The 17,163-nt window shown below is 54.0% G+C and carries 20 protein-coding genes; 14 read left to right on the forward strand and 6 right to left on the reverse strand.

The window, feature by feature from the left end:
* Positions 1-7: 7 nt before the first annotated feature.
* Complete coding sequence (gene kdsD, locus OQV00_RS02705) at positions 8-1,012, reverse strand: arabinose-5-phosphate isomerase KdsD (RefSeq protein ID WP_369973985.1); 1,005 nt, start codon at positions 1,010-1,012, stop codon at positions 8-10.
* On the reverse strand, positions 1,009-1,986 hold the full coding sequence (locus OQV00_RS02710; protein ID WP_004868144.1) for a calcium/sodium antiporter: 978 nt from the start codon (positions 1,984-1,986) through the stop codon (positions 1,009-1,011). Before OQV00_RS02710 ends, kdsD begins: the two co-directional genes overlap by 4 nt.
* A gap of 211 nt (positions 1,987-2,197) precedes the next feature.
* Between OQV00_RS02710 and mlaF the strand changes: the two genes are divergently transcribed.
* The 7 genes from mlaF (at position 2,198) to murA (ending at position 7,003) form a co-directional block, all read left to right on the forward strand.
* A complete protein-coding gene (mlaF, locus tag OQV00_RS02715; protein WP_004868142.1) occupies positions 2,198-3,016 on the forward strand; it encodes a phospholipid ABC transporter ATP-binding protein MlaF in 819 nt (272 codons plus the stop codon).
* The gene (gene mlaE, locus OQV00_RS02720) at positions 3,016-3,798 is read left to right on the forward strand and encodes a lipid asymmetry maintenance ABC transporter permease subunit MlaE (protein WP_004868139.1); all 783 of its coding nucleotides are present in this window, start codon (positions 3,016-3,018) and stop codon (positions 3,796-3,798) included. Before mlaF ends, mlaE begins: the two co-directional genes overlap by 1 nt.
* A 4-nt stretch (positions 3,799-3,802) precedes the next feature.
* Positions 3,803-4,354: an outer membrane lipid asymmetry maintenance protein MlaD gene (mlaD, locus tag OQV00_RS02725; RefSeq protein WP_004868136.1), complete on the forward strand. Its 552-nt coding sequence runs from the start codon at positions 3,803-3,805 to the stop codon at positions 4,352-4,354.
* 18 nt (positions 4,355-4,372) lie between these two features.
* Positions 4,373-5,008, forward strand: coding sequence for a phospholipid-binding protein MlaC (gene mlaC, locus OQV00_RS02730; protein WP_044346932.1), 636 nt, complete (start codon positions 4,373-4,375; stop codon positions 5,006-5,008).
* Positions 5,008-5,298 (forward strand): lipid asymmetry maintenance protein MlaB, encoded by a 291-nt coding sequence (gene mlaB / locus OQV00_RS02735; RefSeq protein WP_004868129.1) that lies wholly within the window; start codon positions 5,008-5,010, stop codon positions 5,296-5,298. Before mlaC ends, mlaB begins: the two co-directional genes overlap by 1 nt.
* Positions 5,299-5,434: 136 nt before the next feature.
* The gene (ibaG, locus tag OQV00_RS02740) at positions 5,435-5,689 is read left to right on the forward strand and encodes a BolA family iron metabolism protein IbaG (RefSeq protein WP_015585657.1); all 255 of its coding nucleotides are present in this window, start codon (positions 5,435-5,437) and stop codon (positions 5,687-5,689) included.
* 54 nt (positions 5,690-5,743) lie between these two features.
* Positions 5,744-7,003, forward strand: a complete 1,260-nt coding sequence (gene murA / locus OQV00_RS02745) for a UDP-N-acetylglucosamine 1-carboxyvinyltransferase (protein WP_004868122.1) — start codon at positions 5,744-5,746, stop codon at positions 7,001-7,003.
* 79 nt (positions 7,004-7,082) lie between these two features.
* On the opposite strand, the gene sfsB is transcribed toward murA, so the two are convergent.
* On the reverse strand, positions 7,083-7,355 hold the full coding sequence (sfsB, locus tag OQV00_RS02750) for a DNA-binding transcriptional regulator SfsB (protein ID WP_004868119.1): 273 nt from the start codon (positions 7,353-7,355) through the stop codon (positions 7,083-7,085).
* A 202-nt stretch (positions 7,356-7,557) separates the two neighbouring features.
* The gene (gene ispB, locus OQV00_RS02755) at positions 7,558-8,529 is read right to left on the reverse strand and encodes an octaprenyl diphosphate synthase (protein ID WP_004868118.1); all 972 of its coding nucleotides are present in this window, start codon (positions 8,527-8,529) and stop codon (positions 7,558-7,560) included.
* A 260-nt stretch (positions 8,530-8,789) separates the two neighbouring features.
* On the opposite strand from ispB, the gene rplU reads away from it, so the two are divergent.
* The 4 genes from rplU (at position 8,790) to cgtA (ending at position 11,633) form a co-directional block, all read left to right on the forward strand.
* A complete protein-coding gene (gene rplU, locus OQV00_RS02760) occupies positions 8,790-9,101 on the forward strand; it encodes a 50S ribosomal protein L21 (RefSeq protein ID WP_004106123.1) in 312 nt (103 codons plus the stop codon).
* 19 nt (positions 9,102-9,120) lie between these two features.
* The gene (gene rpmA, locus OQV00_RS02765; RefSeq protein WP_003861831.1) at positions 9,121-9,378 is read left to right on the forward strand and encodes a 50S ribosomal protein L27; all 258 of its coding nucleotides are present in this window, start codon (positions 9,121-9,123) and stop codon (positions 9,376-9,378) included.
* 95 nt (positions 9,379-9,473) lie between these two features.
* A complete protein-coding gene (locus OQV00_RS02770; protein ID WP_015585658.1) occupies positions 9,474-10,439 on the forward strand; it encodes a DMT family transporter in 966 nt (321 codons plus the stop codon).
* Positions 10,440-10,454: 15 nt separating this feature from the next.
* Positions 10,455-11,633, forward strand: a complete 1,179-nt coding sequence (cgtA, locus tag OQV00_RS02775) for an Obg family GTPase CgtA (protein ID WP_004868113.1) — start codon at positions 10,455-10,457, stop codon at positions 11,631-11,633.
* A gap of 120 nt (positions 11,634-11,753) precedes the next feature.
* Here cgtA and dacB read toward each other — a convergent pair whose 3' ends face one another.
* Entirely contained in the window at positions 11,754-13,187 is a 1,434-nt protein-coding gene (gene dacB / locus OQV00_RS02780; protein WP_004868111.1) for a serine-type D-Ala-D-Ala carboxypeptidase, read from the reverse strand.
* Between the two features lie 235 nt (positions 13,188-13,422).
* Here dacB and greA point away from each other — a divergent pair, with 235 nt between their 5' ends.
* Complete coding sequence (gene greA / locus OQV00_RS02785; protein ID WP_004868107.1) at positions 13,423-13,899, forward strand: transcription elongation factor GreA; 477 nt, start codon at positions 13,423-13,425, stop codon at positions 13,897-13,899.
* Positions 13,900-14,051: 152 nt separating this feature from the next.
* Here the strand turns inward: greA and yhbY are convergent, their stop codons facing one another.
* The gene (yhbY, locus tag OQV00_RS02790) at positions 14,052-14,345 is read right to left on the reverse strand and encodes a ribosome assembly RNA-binding protein YhbY (RefSeq protein ID WP_004139797.1); all 294 of its coding nucleotides are present in this window, start codon (positions 14,343-14,345) and stop codon (positions 14,052-14,054) included.
* Positions 14,346-14,469: 124 nt separating this feature from the next.
* On the opposite strand from yhbY, the gene rlmE reads away from it, so the two are divergent.
* Both rlmE and ftsH read left to right on the forward strand, forming a co-directional pair.
* Complete coding sequence (gene rlmE, locus OQV00_RS02795) at positions 14,470-15,099, forward strand: 23S rRNA (uridine(2552)-2'-O)-methyltransferase RlmE (RefSeq protein ID WP_004106110.1); 630 nt, start codon at positions 14,470-14,472, stop codon at positions 15,097-15,099.
* A gap of 99 nt (positions 15,100-15,198) precedes the next feature.
* Positions 15,199-17,133, forward strand: coding sequence for an ATP-dependent zinc metalloprotease FtsH (gene ftsH, locus OQV00_RS02800; protein WP_015585660.1), 1,935 nt, complete (start codon positions 15,199-15,201; stop codon positions 17,131-17,133).
* Positions 17,134-17,163 lie beyond the last annotated feature (30 nt).

The following is a 17,163-nucleotide window of genomic DNA, read 5'->3' on the forward strand; positions in this document are numbered from 1 at the left end:
TCCTTACTTACACTACGCCTGCGCGCAGGAGATCGTGCATATGTACCACACCCAACAGGCGGTCGCCATCGGCAACTAACACACAGGTGATATGGCGAGATTGCATCAGGTTCAGCGCATCGACGGCAAGAATACCGGGGCGAATGCGAATGCCGCCCGGTGTCATGACATCGGCAATACTGGCATTACGCATATCGACCCCGGTATCAAACACCCGGCGCAGGTCGCCATCGGTGAAAATACCGATGATGTTCATGTCATCATCACAGACAGCCGTCATGCCTAAATTTTTACGTGTGATTTCCAGCAGCGCATCGCGCAAGGTGGCCTGCACATTGACGTGCGGGATTTCATCACCCGTATGCATAATATCATTGACCCGCAACAGCAGCTTACGACCCAGTGCGCCGCCAGGGTGCGACAGCGCAAAATCTTCAGCGGTAAAGCCGCGCGCTTCCAGCAGGGCAACCGCCAGCGCATCGCCCATAACCAGCGCGGCGGTGGTGCTGGAGGTCGGGGCCAGCCCTAACGGACAGGCTTCTTTCAGTACCTTCACGCAAAGATGGATGTCCGCGGCGCGCGCCATGCTGCTTTCCGGACGGCTGGTCATGCAGATAAGAGGCACCTGCAGGCGTTTAAGTACCGGAATCAGCGCCAGGATCTCGTTCGACTCGCCGGAATTCGAGAGCGCGATAACCACATCCTTCGGCGTCACCATGCCTAAATCGCCGTGGGCCGCTTCGCCGGGGTGCACAAAAAACGACGGCGTACCGGTGCTGGCAAACGTCGCCGCCATTTTACGCCCGATATGGCCGGATTTGCCCATCCCCATCACCACGACTTTGCCCGCGCAGCGGAAGATCTTCTCGCAGGCATGGGTGAAATCTTCATTAATGTACTGATCGAGTTGAGCCAGACCTTCACGTTCAATTTCCAGAACTTCACGTCCTACCCGTTGAAAGTCAAAATCCGTTGGCAAATCTATTTGCGACATAGTGTTATCCCGATTCATTCAACGAAGAGCGGTGCTGCCCAGTACAGCATCGCCAACCAAACCACAAAACCGCCGACCAGCAGCGCACCCACCAGGCGACCGGGTTGCCATTTGCGACGCCAGCATAGCAGGACGAATATCACGCTGACGAACAGCATCACGGCATAGTCGCGCGTAAAGGCCTCCGGTGCGAATGCTCCCGGGGCGATCAGTGCCGGTAATCCGAGAACCAGGGCGATATTCAGGATATTCGCGCCGATAATATTCCCGATAGCGATATCGTCTTCCCCTTTTCGCGCCCCGGCAATCGTCGTTGCCAGTTCCGGCAGGCTGGTGCCGATCGCCACCACCGTTAAGCCGACGGTGAGCTCGCTGATAGCGAAGTAGTTTGCCAGCACGGTGGCATTATCCACGACCATTCGGGTTGCCATGGGCATCACAATCATGGCTACACCCAGCCAGAGCAGGGCCACGGGAAGCGAACCTTCCCGCGGAAGCTCCGCCATCTGTTCCCGGGTCAGGCTATCGCTGCCCTGACGTTCCGCCAGCCGGGCGATTTTAATCGTAAACAGCAGCCACAGCAGGGCGAGCGCCAGTAAGAAAAGACCGTCCATACGGGACAGTTGCCCATCGTACAGCACAAAGCTTGCCAGCAAACTGACCAGCAACATTAGCGGTAACTCGCGGCGCAGGATATCAGAATGCACGGTAAATGGACGCAACAAGGCAGCGAGGCCGAGTATTAATAATATATTGGTAATATTGGATCCGAGCGCCGTGCCGATCGCCAGATCGGTCTGTCCGTGCAGAGACGCAGCGGCGGAAACGATGATCTCCGGCAGGCTGGTGCCGATACTTACCACCGTCATCCCGATAATGAGCGGGGGGATCCCTATCATGCGGCAAAGTATTGAAGCGGCGTAGACCAGACGATCGGCGCTGTAGACTACCAGCAGTAAACCAATTATTAACAGAGCCGTCGCTAAGAGCATCTAAAGTCCTTTCTTCAGGTATAATCGTTGATTCGCTGTAGCGGTCCATCTGCAGCGTAACGAATTCTTAATTTTGACTTTATGTTTGTCAAAAGTAAAACAAATGCCAGCTTTCGCTAACCCAGGCAGGTAAGATTCTGTAAAAATGTTGGGTTTGTGGCGAAGGTACGCGCCATGCTTAGCCCGAGGGATGTTTAGTAAGGATGATTTTATGAGCCAAACTCTGGCGAATTTGGTCGAAGTACGCGGTATCCGCTTCTCTCGCGGCGATCGCGTCATCTTTGACGATATCTCGCTGTCAGTGCCGCGCGGTAAGATCACGGCGATTATGGGACCATCGGGGATCGGTAAAACGACGCTGCTGCGCCTGATCGGTGGGCAGATCCCGCCGGATAAAGGTGAGATCCTGTTCGATGGTGAAAACGTGCCGCAGATGTCACGCTCGCGCCTGTATACCGTGCGTAAGCGCATGAGCATGCTGTTCCAGTCCGGAGCACTGTTCACCGATATGAACGTGTTCAATAACGTAGCCTACCCGCTACGTGAACATACGCGTTTGCCGGAGGCGTTACTGCATACGACCGTCATGATGAAGCTTGAAGCGGTCGGGCTGCGCGGAGCGGCGAAATTAATGCCTTCTGAACTCTCAGGCGGGATGGCGCGCCGCGCCGCCCTGGCCAGGGCTATTGCGCTGGAGCCGGACCTGATTATGTTCGACGAACCGTTTGTCGGACAGGATCCCATCACCATGGGCGTGCTGGTTAAGCTGATCTCAGAACTCAACAGCACGCTGGGCGTGACCTGTATCGTGGTGTCACATGACGTGCCAGAAGTGCTGAGCATTGCTGATTACGCGTATATCGTGGCGGACAAAAAAATCGTGGCTCACGGCAGCGCGCAGTCGCTGCGTGAAAACGGCGACCCGCGGGTTCGCCAGTTCATTGATGGTATTGCCGATGGTCCGGTACCGTTCCGCTATCCGGCCGGGGACTATCAGCATGATTTATTAGGCAAGGGAGCGAGCAACTGATGCTGCTAAATGTGCTGGCATCACTCGGACACCGGGGAATTAAAACGACCGCGGCTTTCGGGCGTGCCGGATTAATGCTTTTCAATGCGGTAGTGGGCAAGCCGGAATTTCGTAAGCATGCGCCGCTGTTGGTCCGTCAGCTCTACAACGTTGGCGTGCTATCGATGCTGATTATCATCGTGTCGGGGCTGTTTATCGGCATGGTGCTGGGGCTGCAGGGCTATCTGGTGCTCACCACCTATAGTGCGGAAACCAGTTTAGGCATGCTGGTGGCGTTATCCCTGCTGCGCGAACTGGGGCCGGTGGTTGCTGCGCTGCTGTTTGCCGGGCGTGCGGGTTCCGCGCTGACCGCGGAAATTGGCCTGATGCGTGCGACCGAACAGCTCTCCAGCATGGAAATGATGGCGGTCGATCCGCTGCGGCGCGTGATTTCCCCTCGCTTCTGGGCAGGGGTTATCTCGCTGCCGCTGTTGACCATTATTTTTGTCGCCGTGGGCATCTGGGGCGGCTCGCTGGTGGGCGTAAGCTGGAAGGGGATCGACAGTGGCTTCTTCTGGTCTGCGATGCAAAATGCCGTTGACTGGCGAATGGACCTGGTTAACTGCCTGATTAAGAGTCTGGTGTTTGCCATTACGGTGACATGGGTTGCGTTATTTAATGGTTATGACGCTATCCCCACTTCCGCCGGGATTAGCCGGGCAACGACGCGTACCGTGGTGCATTCGTCGCTGGCGGTTCTGGGGCTGGATTTTGTGCTGACTGCGCTGATGTTTGGGAATTGAGTTCATGCAAACGAAAAAAAGTGAAATCTGGGTAGGTGTGTTCTTACTGGTTGCGTTGCTGGCTGCGCTGTTTGTCTGTCTCAAAGCCGCCAACGTGACCTCTTTACGTACCGAACCGACGTACCGTATCTATGCGACCTTTGACAATATTGGTGGGCTGAAGGCGCGTTCTCCGGTTCGCATTGGCGGTGTGGTCGTGGGCCGGGTTGCGGATATTACGCTTGACCCGAAAACCTACCTGCCGCGCGTAGCGCTCGATATTGATGAGAGCTACAACCATATTCCTGATTCCAGCTCGCTGGCTATTCGTACCTCAGGCCTGCTGGGAGAACAGTACCTGGCGCTGAATATCGGTTTCGACGATCCGGAACTGGGGACGTCTATCCTTAAAGATGGCAGCACTATTCAGGACACCAAGTCAGCCATGGTTCTGGAAGACCTGATTGGTCAGTTCCTTTATAGCAGTAAGGGCAGTGACAATAAGAATTCTGGCGATGATTCGGCAGCGACAGAGAGTCATACTGACGCCACGCCACCGGCCGCCACGACGCATTAATTTCAGGAGAGACACCCTATGTTTAAACGTTTATTGATGATCGCCATGCTGGTGATTGCTCCCTTGACGGCTGCTACGGCGGCGGATCAGTCCAACCCCTATAAGCTGATGAACGAAGCGGCGCAGAAGACCTTCGATCGTCTGAAAAATGAACAGCCGAAGATTCAGGCTAACCCGAACTATCTGCGTGATATCGTTGACCAGGAGCTGATGCCGTATGTCCAGGTGAAGTATGCCGGCGCGCTGGTTCTGGGCCGGTATTATAAAGATGCGACCCCGGCGCAGCGCGAAGCCTACTTTGTCGCCTTCCGTGAATACCTGAAGCAGGCCTACGGCCAGGCGCTGGCTATGTACCATGGTCAAACTTACCAGATTGCTCCGGAACAACCGCTGGGCGATGCAACGATCGTCCCTATTCGCGTGACGATCGTCGATCCCAATGGCCGCCCTCCGGTACGCCTGGATTTCCAGTGGCGTAAAAACACCCAGACCGGTAACTGGCAGGCTTACGATATGATTGCCGAAGGGGTGAGCATGATCACCACCAAACAAAACGAGTGGAGCGATCTGCTGCGCACCAAAGGCGTTGATGGTCTGACCGCGCAACTGAAGGCGATCTCCGCGCAGCCGATCACTCTGGAACAGAAAAAATAATGACCGGGCAGCTGAGCTGGACTCGCGACGGCGAGCGACTGGCGCTGCACGGGGAGCTGGACCAGGATCTGCTGGTCCCGCTCTGGGAAGCCCGTGCGCAGGCGACCGATGGCGTGTCGACTATCGACCTGAGCGCACTAACCCGGGTGGATACCGCCGGCCTGGCGCTGCTGATGCACTTTGTGGCGTTAATTCGCCACCAGGGCCGGGAGGCGAAACTGATTGGTAAGAGCGACAACCTGCAAACTTTAGCCAGTCTTTACAACCTTCCCGCCGATATGATCCCATAGTTTTTCAGTGCGTTACTGCTGAGGTTATCCTGAAAGCCCCATCAATATCTTCGATGGGGCTTTTTGCTTATTTAAGACCGCGCCACTTTCCTCTAAGATGTTGGGCTATTTTCACTACCAGATAAAATTTGAACCCATGGAAAATCATGAAATTCAGACCGTGCTGATGAACGCACTCTCCCTTCAGGAAGTCCACGTCTCTGGCGATGGCAGTCACTTTCAGGTTATTGCTGTGGGTGAGATGTTTGACGGCATGAGCCGGGTAAAGAAACAGCAGGCTGTCTACGCTCCGCTGATGGAATACATTGCCGACAACCGCATTCATGCTCTGTCGATCAAAGCATTTACCCCGCAAGAATGGGCCCGGGACCGCAAACTCAACGGCTTTTAAGCTGCAGGGATGTTCCCCGCAGTGTATGTGAATTCTTAACAGAGAACAGAATCAATGGATAAATTCCGTGTTCAGGGGCCGACACGCCTCCAGGGGGAAGTCACCATCTCCGGTGCGAAAAATGCCGCCCTGCCGATCCTCTTTGCCGCCCTGCTGGCAGATGAGCCGATTGAGATCCAGAACGTACCAAAACTGAAAGACATCGATACCACGATGAAACTGCTGAGCCAGCTCGGCGCCAAAGTGAAGCGCAATGGGTCAGTCTGGATCGATGCGGGTCCGGTCGACGTCTTCTGCGCGCCGTACGATCTGGTCAAAACGATGCGTGCTTCTATCTGGGCGCTGGGCCCGCTGGTGGCGCGCTTTGGTCAGGGACAGGTTTCACTGCCGGGCGGTTGTGCTATCGGTGCGCGTCCGGTCGATCTGCATATTATTGGCCTTGAGCAGCTGGGCGCAGAGATCAAACTGGAAGAAGGCTATGTGAAGGCGTCGGTTAACGGACGTCTTAAAGGCGCGCATATTGTGATGGATAAGGTCAGCGTCGGCGCGACCGTGACCATTATGAGTGCCGCGACGCTGGCGGAAGGCACCACCGTGATTGAAAACGCCGCTCGCGAGCCGGAAATCGTCGATACGGCGAACTTCCTCAACGCGCTGGGCGCAAAAATTAAAGGTCAGGGGACTGACCGCATCACCATCGAAGGCGTAGAGCGTCTGGGTGGCGGCGTATATCGCGTTCTGCCTGACCGTATCGAAACCGGTACTTTCCTGGTCGCTGCTGCAATCTCCGGCGGTAAAATTGTTTGCCGCAACGCACAGCCTGATACCCTGGATGCCGTACTGGCCAAGCTGCGCGATGCGGGCGCCGATATCGAAACCGGCGAAGACTGGATTAGCCTGGATATGCACGGCAACCGTCCGAAAGCCGTCAATGTGCGTACCGCGCCACACCCGGGTTTCCCGACCGACATGCAGGCGCAGTTCACGCTGTTGAACCTGGTTGCGGAAGGGACCGGCGTGATTACCGAAACGATCTTTGAAAACCGTTTCATGCATATTCCGGAACTGATCCGTATGGGTGCACACGCGGAGATCGAAAGCAATACGGCGATATGCCACGGCGTGGCGCAGCTCTCCGGTGCGCAGGTGATGGCAACCGACCTGCGTGCGTCAGCAAGCCTGGTCCTGGCCGGCTGTATCGCGGAAGGCACCACGATTGTCGATCGCATCTACCACATCGATCGTGGATACGAGCGCATCGAAGATAAACTGCAGGCGCTGGGCGCGAATATCGAACGCGTGAAAGGCGAGTAACTCTGTCGTGATAACAGCCCCTTGACGTGTGTCAGGGGGCTGTTTTTTTATTCCGTTCTGTTGACTCAGCGAACCGCTTTCATTGGCTCTCTTTCTTCTGACGTATCATTTGCGTTCTGTCGATAAACTGATGCGTCACCGGGTCATGATAGCGTGAGGGCCAGATAATCCACGGTTTGGTATCCAGAGCATGAGCAATAATCAGCTCACCTTTTGGCCACGGCCGGGTCAATGCATTCGCCAGCGTTGAAGAACTCAAGCCGTTACGCCGCGACTCCGCTGCCAGCGACGTCCCTTTTTTGCGCAATCCAGCAATGATATCTGCCGGATGCCAGTCGATGAACTTTTCCATAAATTCTCCTGGTGGTGATGATCCCAATTGCCTGATATATGAGCAACGGAATGACTATACTCCCAGGTTTAATTAAGTTCTAACAAGTTCTTGTAAGGTGTCTTTATATTCGGAATATACCAGGATGCAAGGCGATATATGGATTTTACTGGAACTTTGTGGGGCGTTCCCGCGACAGGCGCGGGAACGGGGCAGGGGGAGATCAGTGGTCGCGTTGAACCGCAATATGGGCAAGACCGATAAGCGCTTCACGCCACGGGGAATCCGGTAAGACCTGAAGCACGGCAATGGCTTTGTCCGCTTCTTCTTCCGCGCGTTTACGGGTCCATTCCAGTGAGCCGCAGGCCGCCATCGTCTCGAGAACCGCGTCGAGAAGGTGACGCCCGTTGCCTTGTTCAATCGCTCCGCGAATCATCGCTGACTGCTCTGGAGTGCCATGACGCATGGCATGCAATAACGGTAAAGTCGGTTTGCCTTCGTTCAGGTCATCACCCACGTTTTTGCCGAGACGTTCGCCATCAGAGCTGTAGTCCAGTAAATCGTCGATCAGCTGGAATGCCGTGCCGAGATAACGACCATAGTCCTGAAGCGCTTGCTCCTGTTCGGCGGTACAACCGGCCAGGATGCCTGAGCACTGTGCGGCGGCTTCAAACAGACGGGCTGTTTTGCTGTAGATGACCCGCATATAGTTTTCTTCAGTGATATCCGGGTCGTTGACGTTCATCAGCTGCAGCACTTCGCCTTCGGCAATGACGTTAACGGCTTTAGACATCACTTCCAGCACTTTTAACGAGCCGAGGCTGGTCATCATCTGGAAAGAGCGGGTATAGATAAAATCACCAACCAGCACGCTGGCTGCGTTGCCAAAAGCGGCGTTTGCCGTCGCCTTGCCGCGGCGCATATCGGATTCATCAACGACATCATCATGCAGCAAGGTGGCGGTATGAATAAATTCGATCAGTGCGGCAATAGTGACGTGCGCGTCGCCCTGGTAACCCACTGCCCGGGCGGCAAGAACCGCAATCATCGGACGAATACGTTTACCGCCTCCGCTAACGATGTAATAGCCTAATTGATTGATAAGCTGAACATCTGAGTCAAGTTGCTCAAGGATTGTCGCATTGACACCCGCCATATCCTGCGCGGTTAACTCATTGATTTTTTCTAAATTCATCGCAAAAGCCGGGCCACATGTCCTGTTACCGCGAATCCAGGTGGGTTCACAGAAGGATTAAGATAGAATTAAACGAAGCTATGATTGTACTGAAAAATTGCCATAGATAAACGTTAGCGTGAAAGTTGTGTTTTTTTTCTGCGTTGATCGCTAATCGCTCTTGTCAAAGGCTCGCGTTTTGCGTAATATTCGCGCCCTATTGTGAATATTTATAGCGCACTCTGAATCACACAAAGAGGTGCGCGGAAGCGGAGTTTTATATGTACGCGGTTTTCCAAAGTGGTGGTAAACAACACCGAGTAAGCGAAGGTCAGACCATTCGCCTGGAAAAGCTGGACATCGCAACTGGCGAAGCTGTTGAGTTCGCTGAAGTGCTGATGATCGCAAACGGTGAAGAAATCAAGATCGGCGTTCCTTTCGTTGAGGGCGGCGTAATCAAAGCTGAAGTTGTTGCTCACGGTCGTGGCGAGAAAGTTAAAATCGTTAAGTTTCGTCGTCGTAAACACTACCGTAAGCAGCAGGGCCATCGTCAGTGGTTCACTGATGTGAAAATTACTGGCATCAGCGCCTAAGACCTGAGGAGAGATTTAAATGGCACATAAAAAGGCTGGCGGCTCAACTCGTAACGGTCGCGACTCAGAAGCTAAACGCCTGGGCGTTAAGCGTTTCGGTGGCGAATCCGTTCTGGCGGGTAGCATCATCGTTCGTCAGCGTGGCACCAAATTCCACGCAGGCACCAACGTAGGTTGCGGTCGTGACCACACTCTGTTTGCTAAAGCAGACGGTAAAGTGAAATTTGAAGTTAAAGGCCCGAATAACCGTAAATACATCAGCATCGTTGCTGAGTAAGTTTTTCGTGGTCCGGTAACGGATTAAAGCCCCGCAACGTGTTGCGGGGCTTTTTACATTAGAATCCCGGATATTTTTCTGCAGGGAAAACGGGTATGAAGCAGCAGGCCGGCATTGGCATTCTTTTGGCCCTCACCACCGCGATGTGCTGGGGTGCGTTGCCAATTGCAATGAAGCAGGTTCTTGAAGTGATGGCGCCGCCGACGGTGGTGTTTTATCGCTTTTTGATGGCAAGTATCGGCCTTGGCACAATCCTCGCTATCAGAGGTAAACTGCCGCCGCTGCGCCTCTTTCGCAAACCGCGCTGGCTGGTACTACTGGCCATTGCGACGGGCGGCCTGTTTGGTAACTTCATTCTGTTCAGCTCTTCCCTGCAATATCTTAGCCCCACGGCTTCTCAGGTGATCGGACAGCTATCTCCGGTCGGCATGATGGTGGCCAGCGTATTCATCCTTAAGGAGAAAATGCGCGGTACCCAGGTTGTGGGGGCGCTGATGTTGATTTGCGGGCTGGTGATGTTCTTTAACACCAGCCTGATTGAGATTTTTACCCGCCTGACGGATTACACGTGGGGGGTAATTTTTGGCGTTGCAGCGGCTGCGGTTTGGGTCAGCTACGGCGTCGCGCAAAAGGTGTTATTACGCCGCCTGGCGTCACAGCAGATCCTCTTTTTGCTGTACACTTTATGTACGATAGCGTTGCTGCCGTTGGCGACGCTCTCACAAGTTCTGGCGTTAAGCAACTGGCAACTGGCGTGCCTGATTTTCTGCGGGTTAAATACCCTGGTAGGCTACGGTGCGCTGGCGGAAGCCATGGCGCGCTGGCAGGCAGCTCAGGTGAGCGCGTTGATTACCTTAACGCCATTGTTTACGCTGCTTTTTTCAGATTTATTATCACTGGCCTGGCCCGATGTTTTCGCCAGACCGATGTTAAACCTGTTAGGTTATCTCGGTGCGTTTGTCGTGGTTGCGGGCGCGATGTATTCCGCCATAGGCCACCGTCTTTGGGGTGGCTTACGTAAGCGTGAAGCGGTTGTACCGCTGCCCCGCTCAGGCGAATGATTTTCGGAGAGTAAAATGAAGTTTGTTGATGAAGCAACAATCCTGGTCGTAGCAGGTGATGGCGGCAATGGTTGCGTTAGCTTCCGCCGTGAAAAATATATCCCGAGAGGCGGCCCGGACGGCGGCGACGGTGGTGATGGTGGTGATGTCTGGCTGGAAGCGGACGAAAACCTGAACACCCTGATCGATTACCGTTTTGAAAAATCCTTCCGCGCTGAGCGTGGACAGAATGGCCAGAGTCGCGACTGTACCGGTAAACGTGGTAAAGACGTGTCGATCAAAGTGCCTGTAGGGACCCGTGTTATCGATCAAGGCACCGGCGAAGTCATGGGCGATATGACTAAGCATGGTCAGCGTCTGATGGTCGCTAAAGGCGGCTGGCACGGTCTGGGCAACACCCGTTTCAAATCGTCCGTCAACCGTACCCCGCGTCAGAAAACGATGGGGACGCCGGGTGATAAGCGCGATCTGCAGCTGGAGCTGATGCTGCTGGCAGACGTCGGGATGCTGGGTATGCCGAATGCCGGTAAATCTACCTTCATTCGCGCCGTTTCTGCGGCGAAGCCGAAAGTGGCTGATTATCCGTTTACCACGCTGGTGCCGAGCCTTGGCGTTGTGCGTATGGATAACGAGAAGAGCTTCGTTGTTGCGGATATTCCTGGGCTTATCGAAGGCGCAGCGGAAGGCGCAGGCCTCGGTATTCGCTTCCTGAAACACCTTGAACGCTGTCGCGTGCTGCTACACCTCATCGATATCGAACCGATCGATGGTTCCGATCCGGTTGAGAACGCGCGCATTATCATCGGTGAGCTGGAAAAATACAGCGAGAAGCTGGCTGAAAAACCACGCTGGTTGGTCTTCAATAAGATTGACCTGATGGATAAAGCGGAAGCTGAAGCGAAGGCGAAAGCCATTGCCGATGCGCTGGGCTGGGAAGAGAAGTTCTACCTGATCTCCGCGGCAAGTCAGCAGGGCGTGAAAGATCTGTGCTGGGACGTGATGACCTTTATCATCGAAAACCCAATCGTTCATGCACAGGAAGAGAAAGCGCCTGAAAAAGTCGAGTTTATGTGGGACGACTACCACCGTCAGCAGCTTGAAGAAGCCGAAGTTGAAGTCGAAGACGACGAAGACTGGGATGACGACTGGGACGAAGACGACGAAGAAGGCGTTGAGTTCATCTATAAGCGTTAAGCTGCTGGAGTGCCCCGGTACATTGCCGATCGGGGCGACGGCAGGACTGCTGCCCGGGATATGCCGGGAAGCGGTTCAGAGCGCACTAAAAAGGGCCGCATTTGATGCGGCCCTTTCGTATTAGTTGTTCTGGTACAAATCCTTATACAAGCGACTCTCGAAGCGTACCAGCGGGATCCGGCGGTTGCGCTGATCTGCAGGCGGTACCGCATAGCCTGATAAGTATTGTACGAAGGCGATTTTTTGCCCGCTGGCGGCAGTGATGAAACCTGCGAGGTTGTAAACGCCCTGCAGAGAACCGGTTTTGGCCGACACTTTTCCATCGACCCCAGCCTGATTCAGGCCTGCACGATACTGCAGCGAGCCATCGTGGCCAGCCAGCGGCAGCATGGAGATGAAGTTGAGTTCATTATCGTGCTGGGCGATATATTGCAGCACCTGCATCATGGTCGCCGGAGCAATCAGGTTATGCCGCGACAGACCGGAACCGTCGGCAATAATCGTATTTCCTAGATCAATGCCGGCCTGTTGACGCAGGATCTGGCGCACCGCATCCGAACCGGCACGCCAGGTCCCTGGAACGCCAAGACGAGCGTGACCAATGGTGCGAAAGACGGTGTCCGCAATCATGTTGTCTGATTTTTTTAACATGATTCGCAGGAGATCGTGCAGCGGAGCTGATTGCGTCGTAGCCAGCACGGTTCCCGGATCGTTCGCCAGAGTCTGGCGCAGCAGCGTCCCGCTATAGGTAATCCCTGCCTGGGTCAGTTCGGACTTCAGGATAACCCCCGCATAGCTTGCGCCGTCCTGAATGGCGAAAGCCAGCGGTAAGGGCTCACTACGCTGTGGCAGGCAACCCGTCAGGGTGTAGCGGTTCAGGTCGCCGGTCACCACGTCGAGTTCGCAATACTGGGCCTCCGCGGAGCCGCGGGCCAGCGTTCTTACCTGGCTAAACATCGTCACCGGGTAGTACGATGCGACGCGAATAAAGGCCAGGTCGCCAGGTTTCTGCGCGCTATAAAGTGAGATAGAAAAACAGTTACGATCGACGATAGCAGCCGCCGGCGGGGCGCTAAAGCATTGCGTCATGTCGTTCCACGGCCAGCCTGGGGCCTTGTCATGACTGGCGAAGACCGAGGTATCAATCAACACGTTCCCCTCGATCCGCTGGACGCCCGCTTTTTTTAGCGTCGCCACCATATTGCGAATATCCTGACGTTTCAGCGTGGGATCGCCGCCAAAACGGGCAATCAGGTCGCCTTTTAGCACGCCGCCATCAAGGCTGCCTTTGGTTTCCAGCGTGGTGGTAAAACGAAAGTTCGGCCCGAGCTGCAGCAGAGCAGCCAGCGCAGTGATCACCTTCTGGGTACTGGCGGGGAGCGCCATCTGCTGACTGTGGAAATCTATCTCCGGCGTCGGGGAGCCAACCTTCTGCGCCATGAAGGCGAGGTTAGCACCCGCAGGCAGCTGGGTGATATATTCGTCAATGTTCGCCGCCTGAGCGCTAAACGCTATACCGGCGGTCAATCCGATGATAAATCTGGGAAATCGCATAATCTCGCGCTAACAACCTGAAACCAGGCCGTCATACTACGGTGCAACACCCTGTAAAGTAAACGATGACCCATAGTGAACTTCAGGGTAAAATACGTATCAAATTGAAAATTGCTGCTGACCTGGGGAATGTTTTCCGGGTTGGTTTTCTTTTTGCTCCTGTCCTGCTGAAGGCCTGACTGGTGGCGGAACGGCGGCGTCCGTTCTATGAAGGAATGATAAAGAGGTATAACAAATGCAAGCTATTCCGATGACCTTACGTGGTGCTGAAAAACTTCGCGAAGAACTGGATTTTCTGAAGTCCGTTCGTCGTCCTGAAATCATCGCTGCTATTGCCGATGCGCGCGAACATGGCGATCTGAAAGAGAACGCTGAGTACCACGCAGCCCGCGAGCAGCAAGGTTTCTGCGAAGGCCGTATTAAGGATATTGAAGCTAAGCTGTCCAATGCACAGGTTATCGATATCACCAAAATGCCGAACAACGGGCGGGTGATTTTTGGTGCAACGGTAAAGGTCCTGAACCTCGATACCGATGAAGAACAGACTTACCGCATCGTGGGTGATGATGAAGCTGATTTTAAGCAAAATCTGATCTCTGTGAATTCACCGATTGCCCGTGGTTTGATCGGTAAAGAACAGGACGATGTAGTGACAATCCGCACACCAGGCGGCGAAGTAGAATACGAAATTATCAAGGTCGAGTACCTTTAATCCGTATTTCCCGCTACCATGTTGATGGATTGTAAAGAAAGGAAAAAGGCCGCATAGCGGCCTTTTATCAACGTCCGGAGCATGGCATTTTGCTCGTCTACCCGTAGAAATCCCTCGTTTTACACAAAGTTGTGTCGAGATTCAGGATATTCTTAGCGTGGCAGCGAGATTTTACGCTCTTTAGTTGGGCGATACAGGACCAGCGTTTTACCGATGACCTGTACGTTACAGGCGCCGGTTTCGCGCACGATAGCTTCCACGATCAAGGTTTTAGTTTCGCGGTCTTCCGATGCGATTTTCACCTTGATGAGCTCATGGTGCTCTAACGCTTGTTCGATCTCGGCCAGTACCCCTTCGGTCAAACCATTGTTGCCAAGCATAACTACCGGCTTGAGCGGATGTGCCAGACCTTTCAGGTGCTGTTTTTGTTTAGTACTCAGATTCATCGTATTTTTTTGCTTACGTTGGGATTGAAAACGGTTCATTCTACCGCCATCTCCCATATATCGCCAAACTACCGTGTCGATTTTTACGTCGCAAAGTATGATGAACCCGAAACGGGAATGTTAAATGACAGGTAAAAAGCGTTCTGCCAGCTCAAGCCGCTGGCTTCAGGAACACTTTAGCGATAAATATGTTCAACAGGCACAGAAAAAGGGGTTACGTTCCCGTGCCTGGTTTAAACTTGATGAAATACAGCAAAGTGACAAGATTTTTAAACCGGGGATGACCATTGTTGACCTCGGCGCTGCACCCGGTGGCTGGTCGCAATATGCGGTTACGCAGATCGGAAACAGCGGCCGCATCATCGCTTGCGATCTTTTACCTATGGATCCAATCGTTGGTGTGGACTTCCTTCAGGGCGACTTTCGTGATGAATTAGTTCTGAAAGCGTTACTTGAACGCGTAGGTGACAGTAAAGTGCAGGTTGTCATGTCCGATATGGCACCAAACATGTGTGGAACACCGGCGGTGGATATTCCCCGGGCCATGTATTTGGTGGAGCTGGCGCTTGGAATGGCTCGTGATGTATTAGCGCCGGGTGGTAGTTTTGTAGTGAAGGTGTTCCAGGGCGAAGGTTTCGATGAGTATCTAAGAGAAATTCGCTCCCTGTTTACGAAGGTCAAAGTTCGTAAGCCGGACTCTTCTCGCGCACGTTCGCGTGAAGTGTACATTGTAGCGACCGGGCGTAAACCATAACCGGTAGATTTCAAACGAAAGTTTGAAAGACGCTGGATATAGAGTATCCTGACGCTGTTTTTAACACAGTTGTAATAAGAGGTTAATCCCTTGAGTGACATGGCGAAAAACCTAATACTCTGGCTGGTCATTGCCGTTGTGCTGATGTCAGTATTCCAGAGCTTTGGGCCCAGCGAGTCTAATGGCCGTAAGGTGGATTATTCAACCTTCCTGCAAGAGGTCAACCAGGACCAGGTTCGCGAAGCGCGTATCAACGGACGTGAGATCAACGTTACCAAGAAAGATAGTAACCGTTACACGACTTACATTCCGGTCAACGATCCGAAGCTGCTCGATAACCTGTTGACGAAAAACGTCAAAGTGGTTGGCGAACCGCCGGAAGAACCGAGCCTGTTGGCTTCCATCTTTATTTCCTGGTTCCCGATGCTGTTGCTGATCGGCGTCTGGATCTTCTTCATGCGGCAAATGCAGGGCGGCGGCGGAAAGGGCGCGATGTCCTTCGGCAAAAGCAAAGCCCGTATGCTGACGGAAGACCAGATCAAAACCACTTTTGCCGATGTCGCCGGTTGCGACGAAGCGAAAGAGGAAGTCGGTGAACTGGTTGAATACCTGCGTGAACCGAGCCGCTTCCAGAAACTGGGCGGTAAAATCCCGAAAGGCGTCCTGATGGTCGGCCCTCCGGGTACCGGTAAAACGCTGCTGGCGAAAGCTATCGCCGGTGAGGCGAAAGTACCATTCTTCACCATTTCTGGTTCTGACTTCGTTGAAATGTTCGTCGGTGTGGGCGCATCGCGTGTGCGTGACATGTTCGAACAGGCCAAAAAAGCGGCACCGTGCATTATCTTCATCGATGAAATCGACGCAGTCGGTCGCCAGCGTGGCGCTGGTCTTGGCGGTGGTCACGATGAACGTGAACAGACGCTTAACCAGATGCTGGTTGAGATGGATGGCTTCGAAGGTAACGAAGGCATTATCGTTATCGCGGCGACCAACCGTCCTGACGTACTTGACCCGGCGCTGCTGCGTCCAGGCCGTTTTGACCGTCAGGTTGTTGTAGGGCTGCCGGATGTCCGCGGTCGTGAACAGATTCTGAAAGTTCACATGCGTCGCGTACCGTTGTCGCCTGATATCGACGCGGCAATCATTGCGCGCGGTACCCCGGGCTTCTCGGGTGCTGACCTGGCGAACCTGGTCAACGAAGCCGCTCTGTTTGCTGCCCGTGGCAACAAACGCGTGGTATCGATGGTCGAGTTCGAAAAAGCGAAAGACAAAATCATGATGGGTGCGGAACGTCGCTCCATGGTGATGACGGAAGCGCAGAAAGAATCCACCGCATACCACGAAGCGGGCCATGCGATTATCGGCCGCCTGGTACCGGAACACGATCCGGTGCACAAAGTGACGATTATTCCGCGCGGTCGTGCGCTGGGTGTGACCTTCTTCCTGCCGGAAGGCGATGCTATCAGCGCCAGCCGTCAGAAGCTGGAAAGCCAGATTTCGACCCTGTACGGCGGTCGTCTGGCGGAAGAGATTATCTACGGTGTGGAACATGTTTCTACCGGTGCGTCGAACGACATTAAAGTCGCGACGAACCTGGCACGTAACATGGTGACGCAGTGGGGCTTCTCCGACAAACTCGGTCCGCTGCTGTATGCGGAAGAAGAGGGCGAAGTTTTCCTGGGGCGTAGCGTTGCGAAAGCGAAACATATGTCCGATGAGACTGCACGTATCATCGACCAGGAAGTGAAATCGCTGGTTGAACGCAACTACAACCGTGCTCGTCAGATTCTGAATGACAACATGGACATCCTGCATTCGATGAAAGATGCGCTCATGAAATATGAGACCATCGACGCACCGCAGATTGATGACCTGATGGCTCGCCGCGAAGTTCGCCCACCTGCGGGCTGGGAAGATCCGAACGGCACCAATAACTCTGGCAACAATGGCACCCCGAGTGCGCCGCGTCCGGTCGATGAACCGCGTACGCCAAACCCGGGTAACACCATGTCAGAGCAACTGGGCGACAAATAAGTTAGCCGCTATTGATGTTGTTATGTCTAT

Origin of the sequence: Klebsiella sp. DY2415 (assembly GCF_026314315.1) — a bacterium.
In the GTDB taxonomy this organism is placed as follows: domain Bacteria; phylum Pseudomonadota; class Gammaproteobacteria; order Enterobacterales; family Enterobacteriaceae; genus Klebsiella; species Klebsiella ornithinolytica.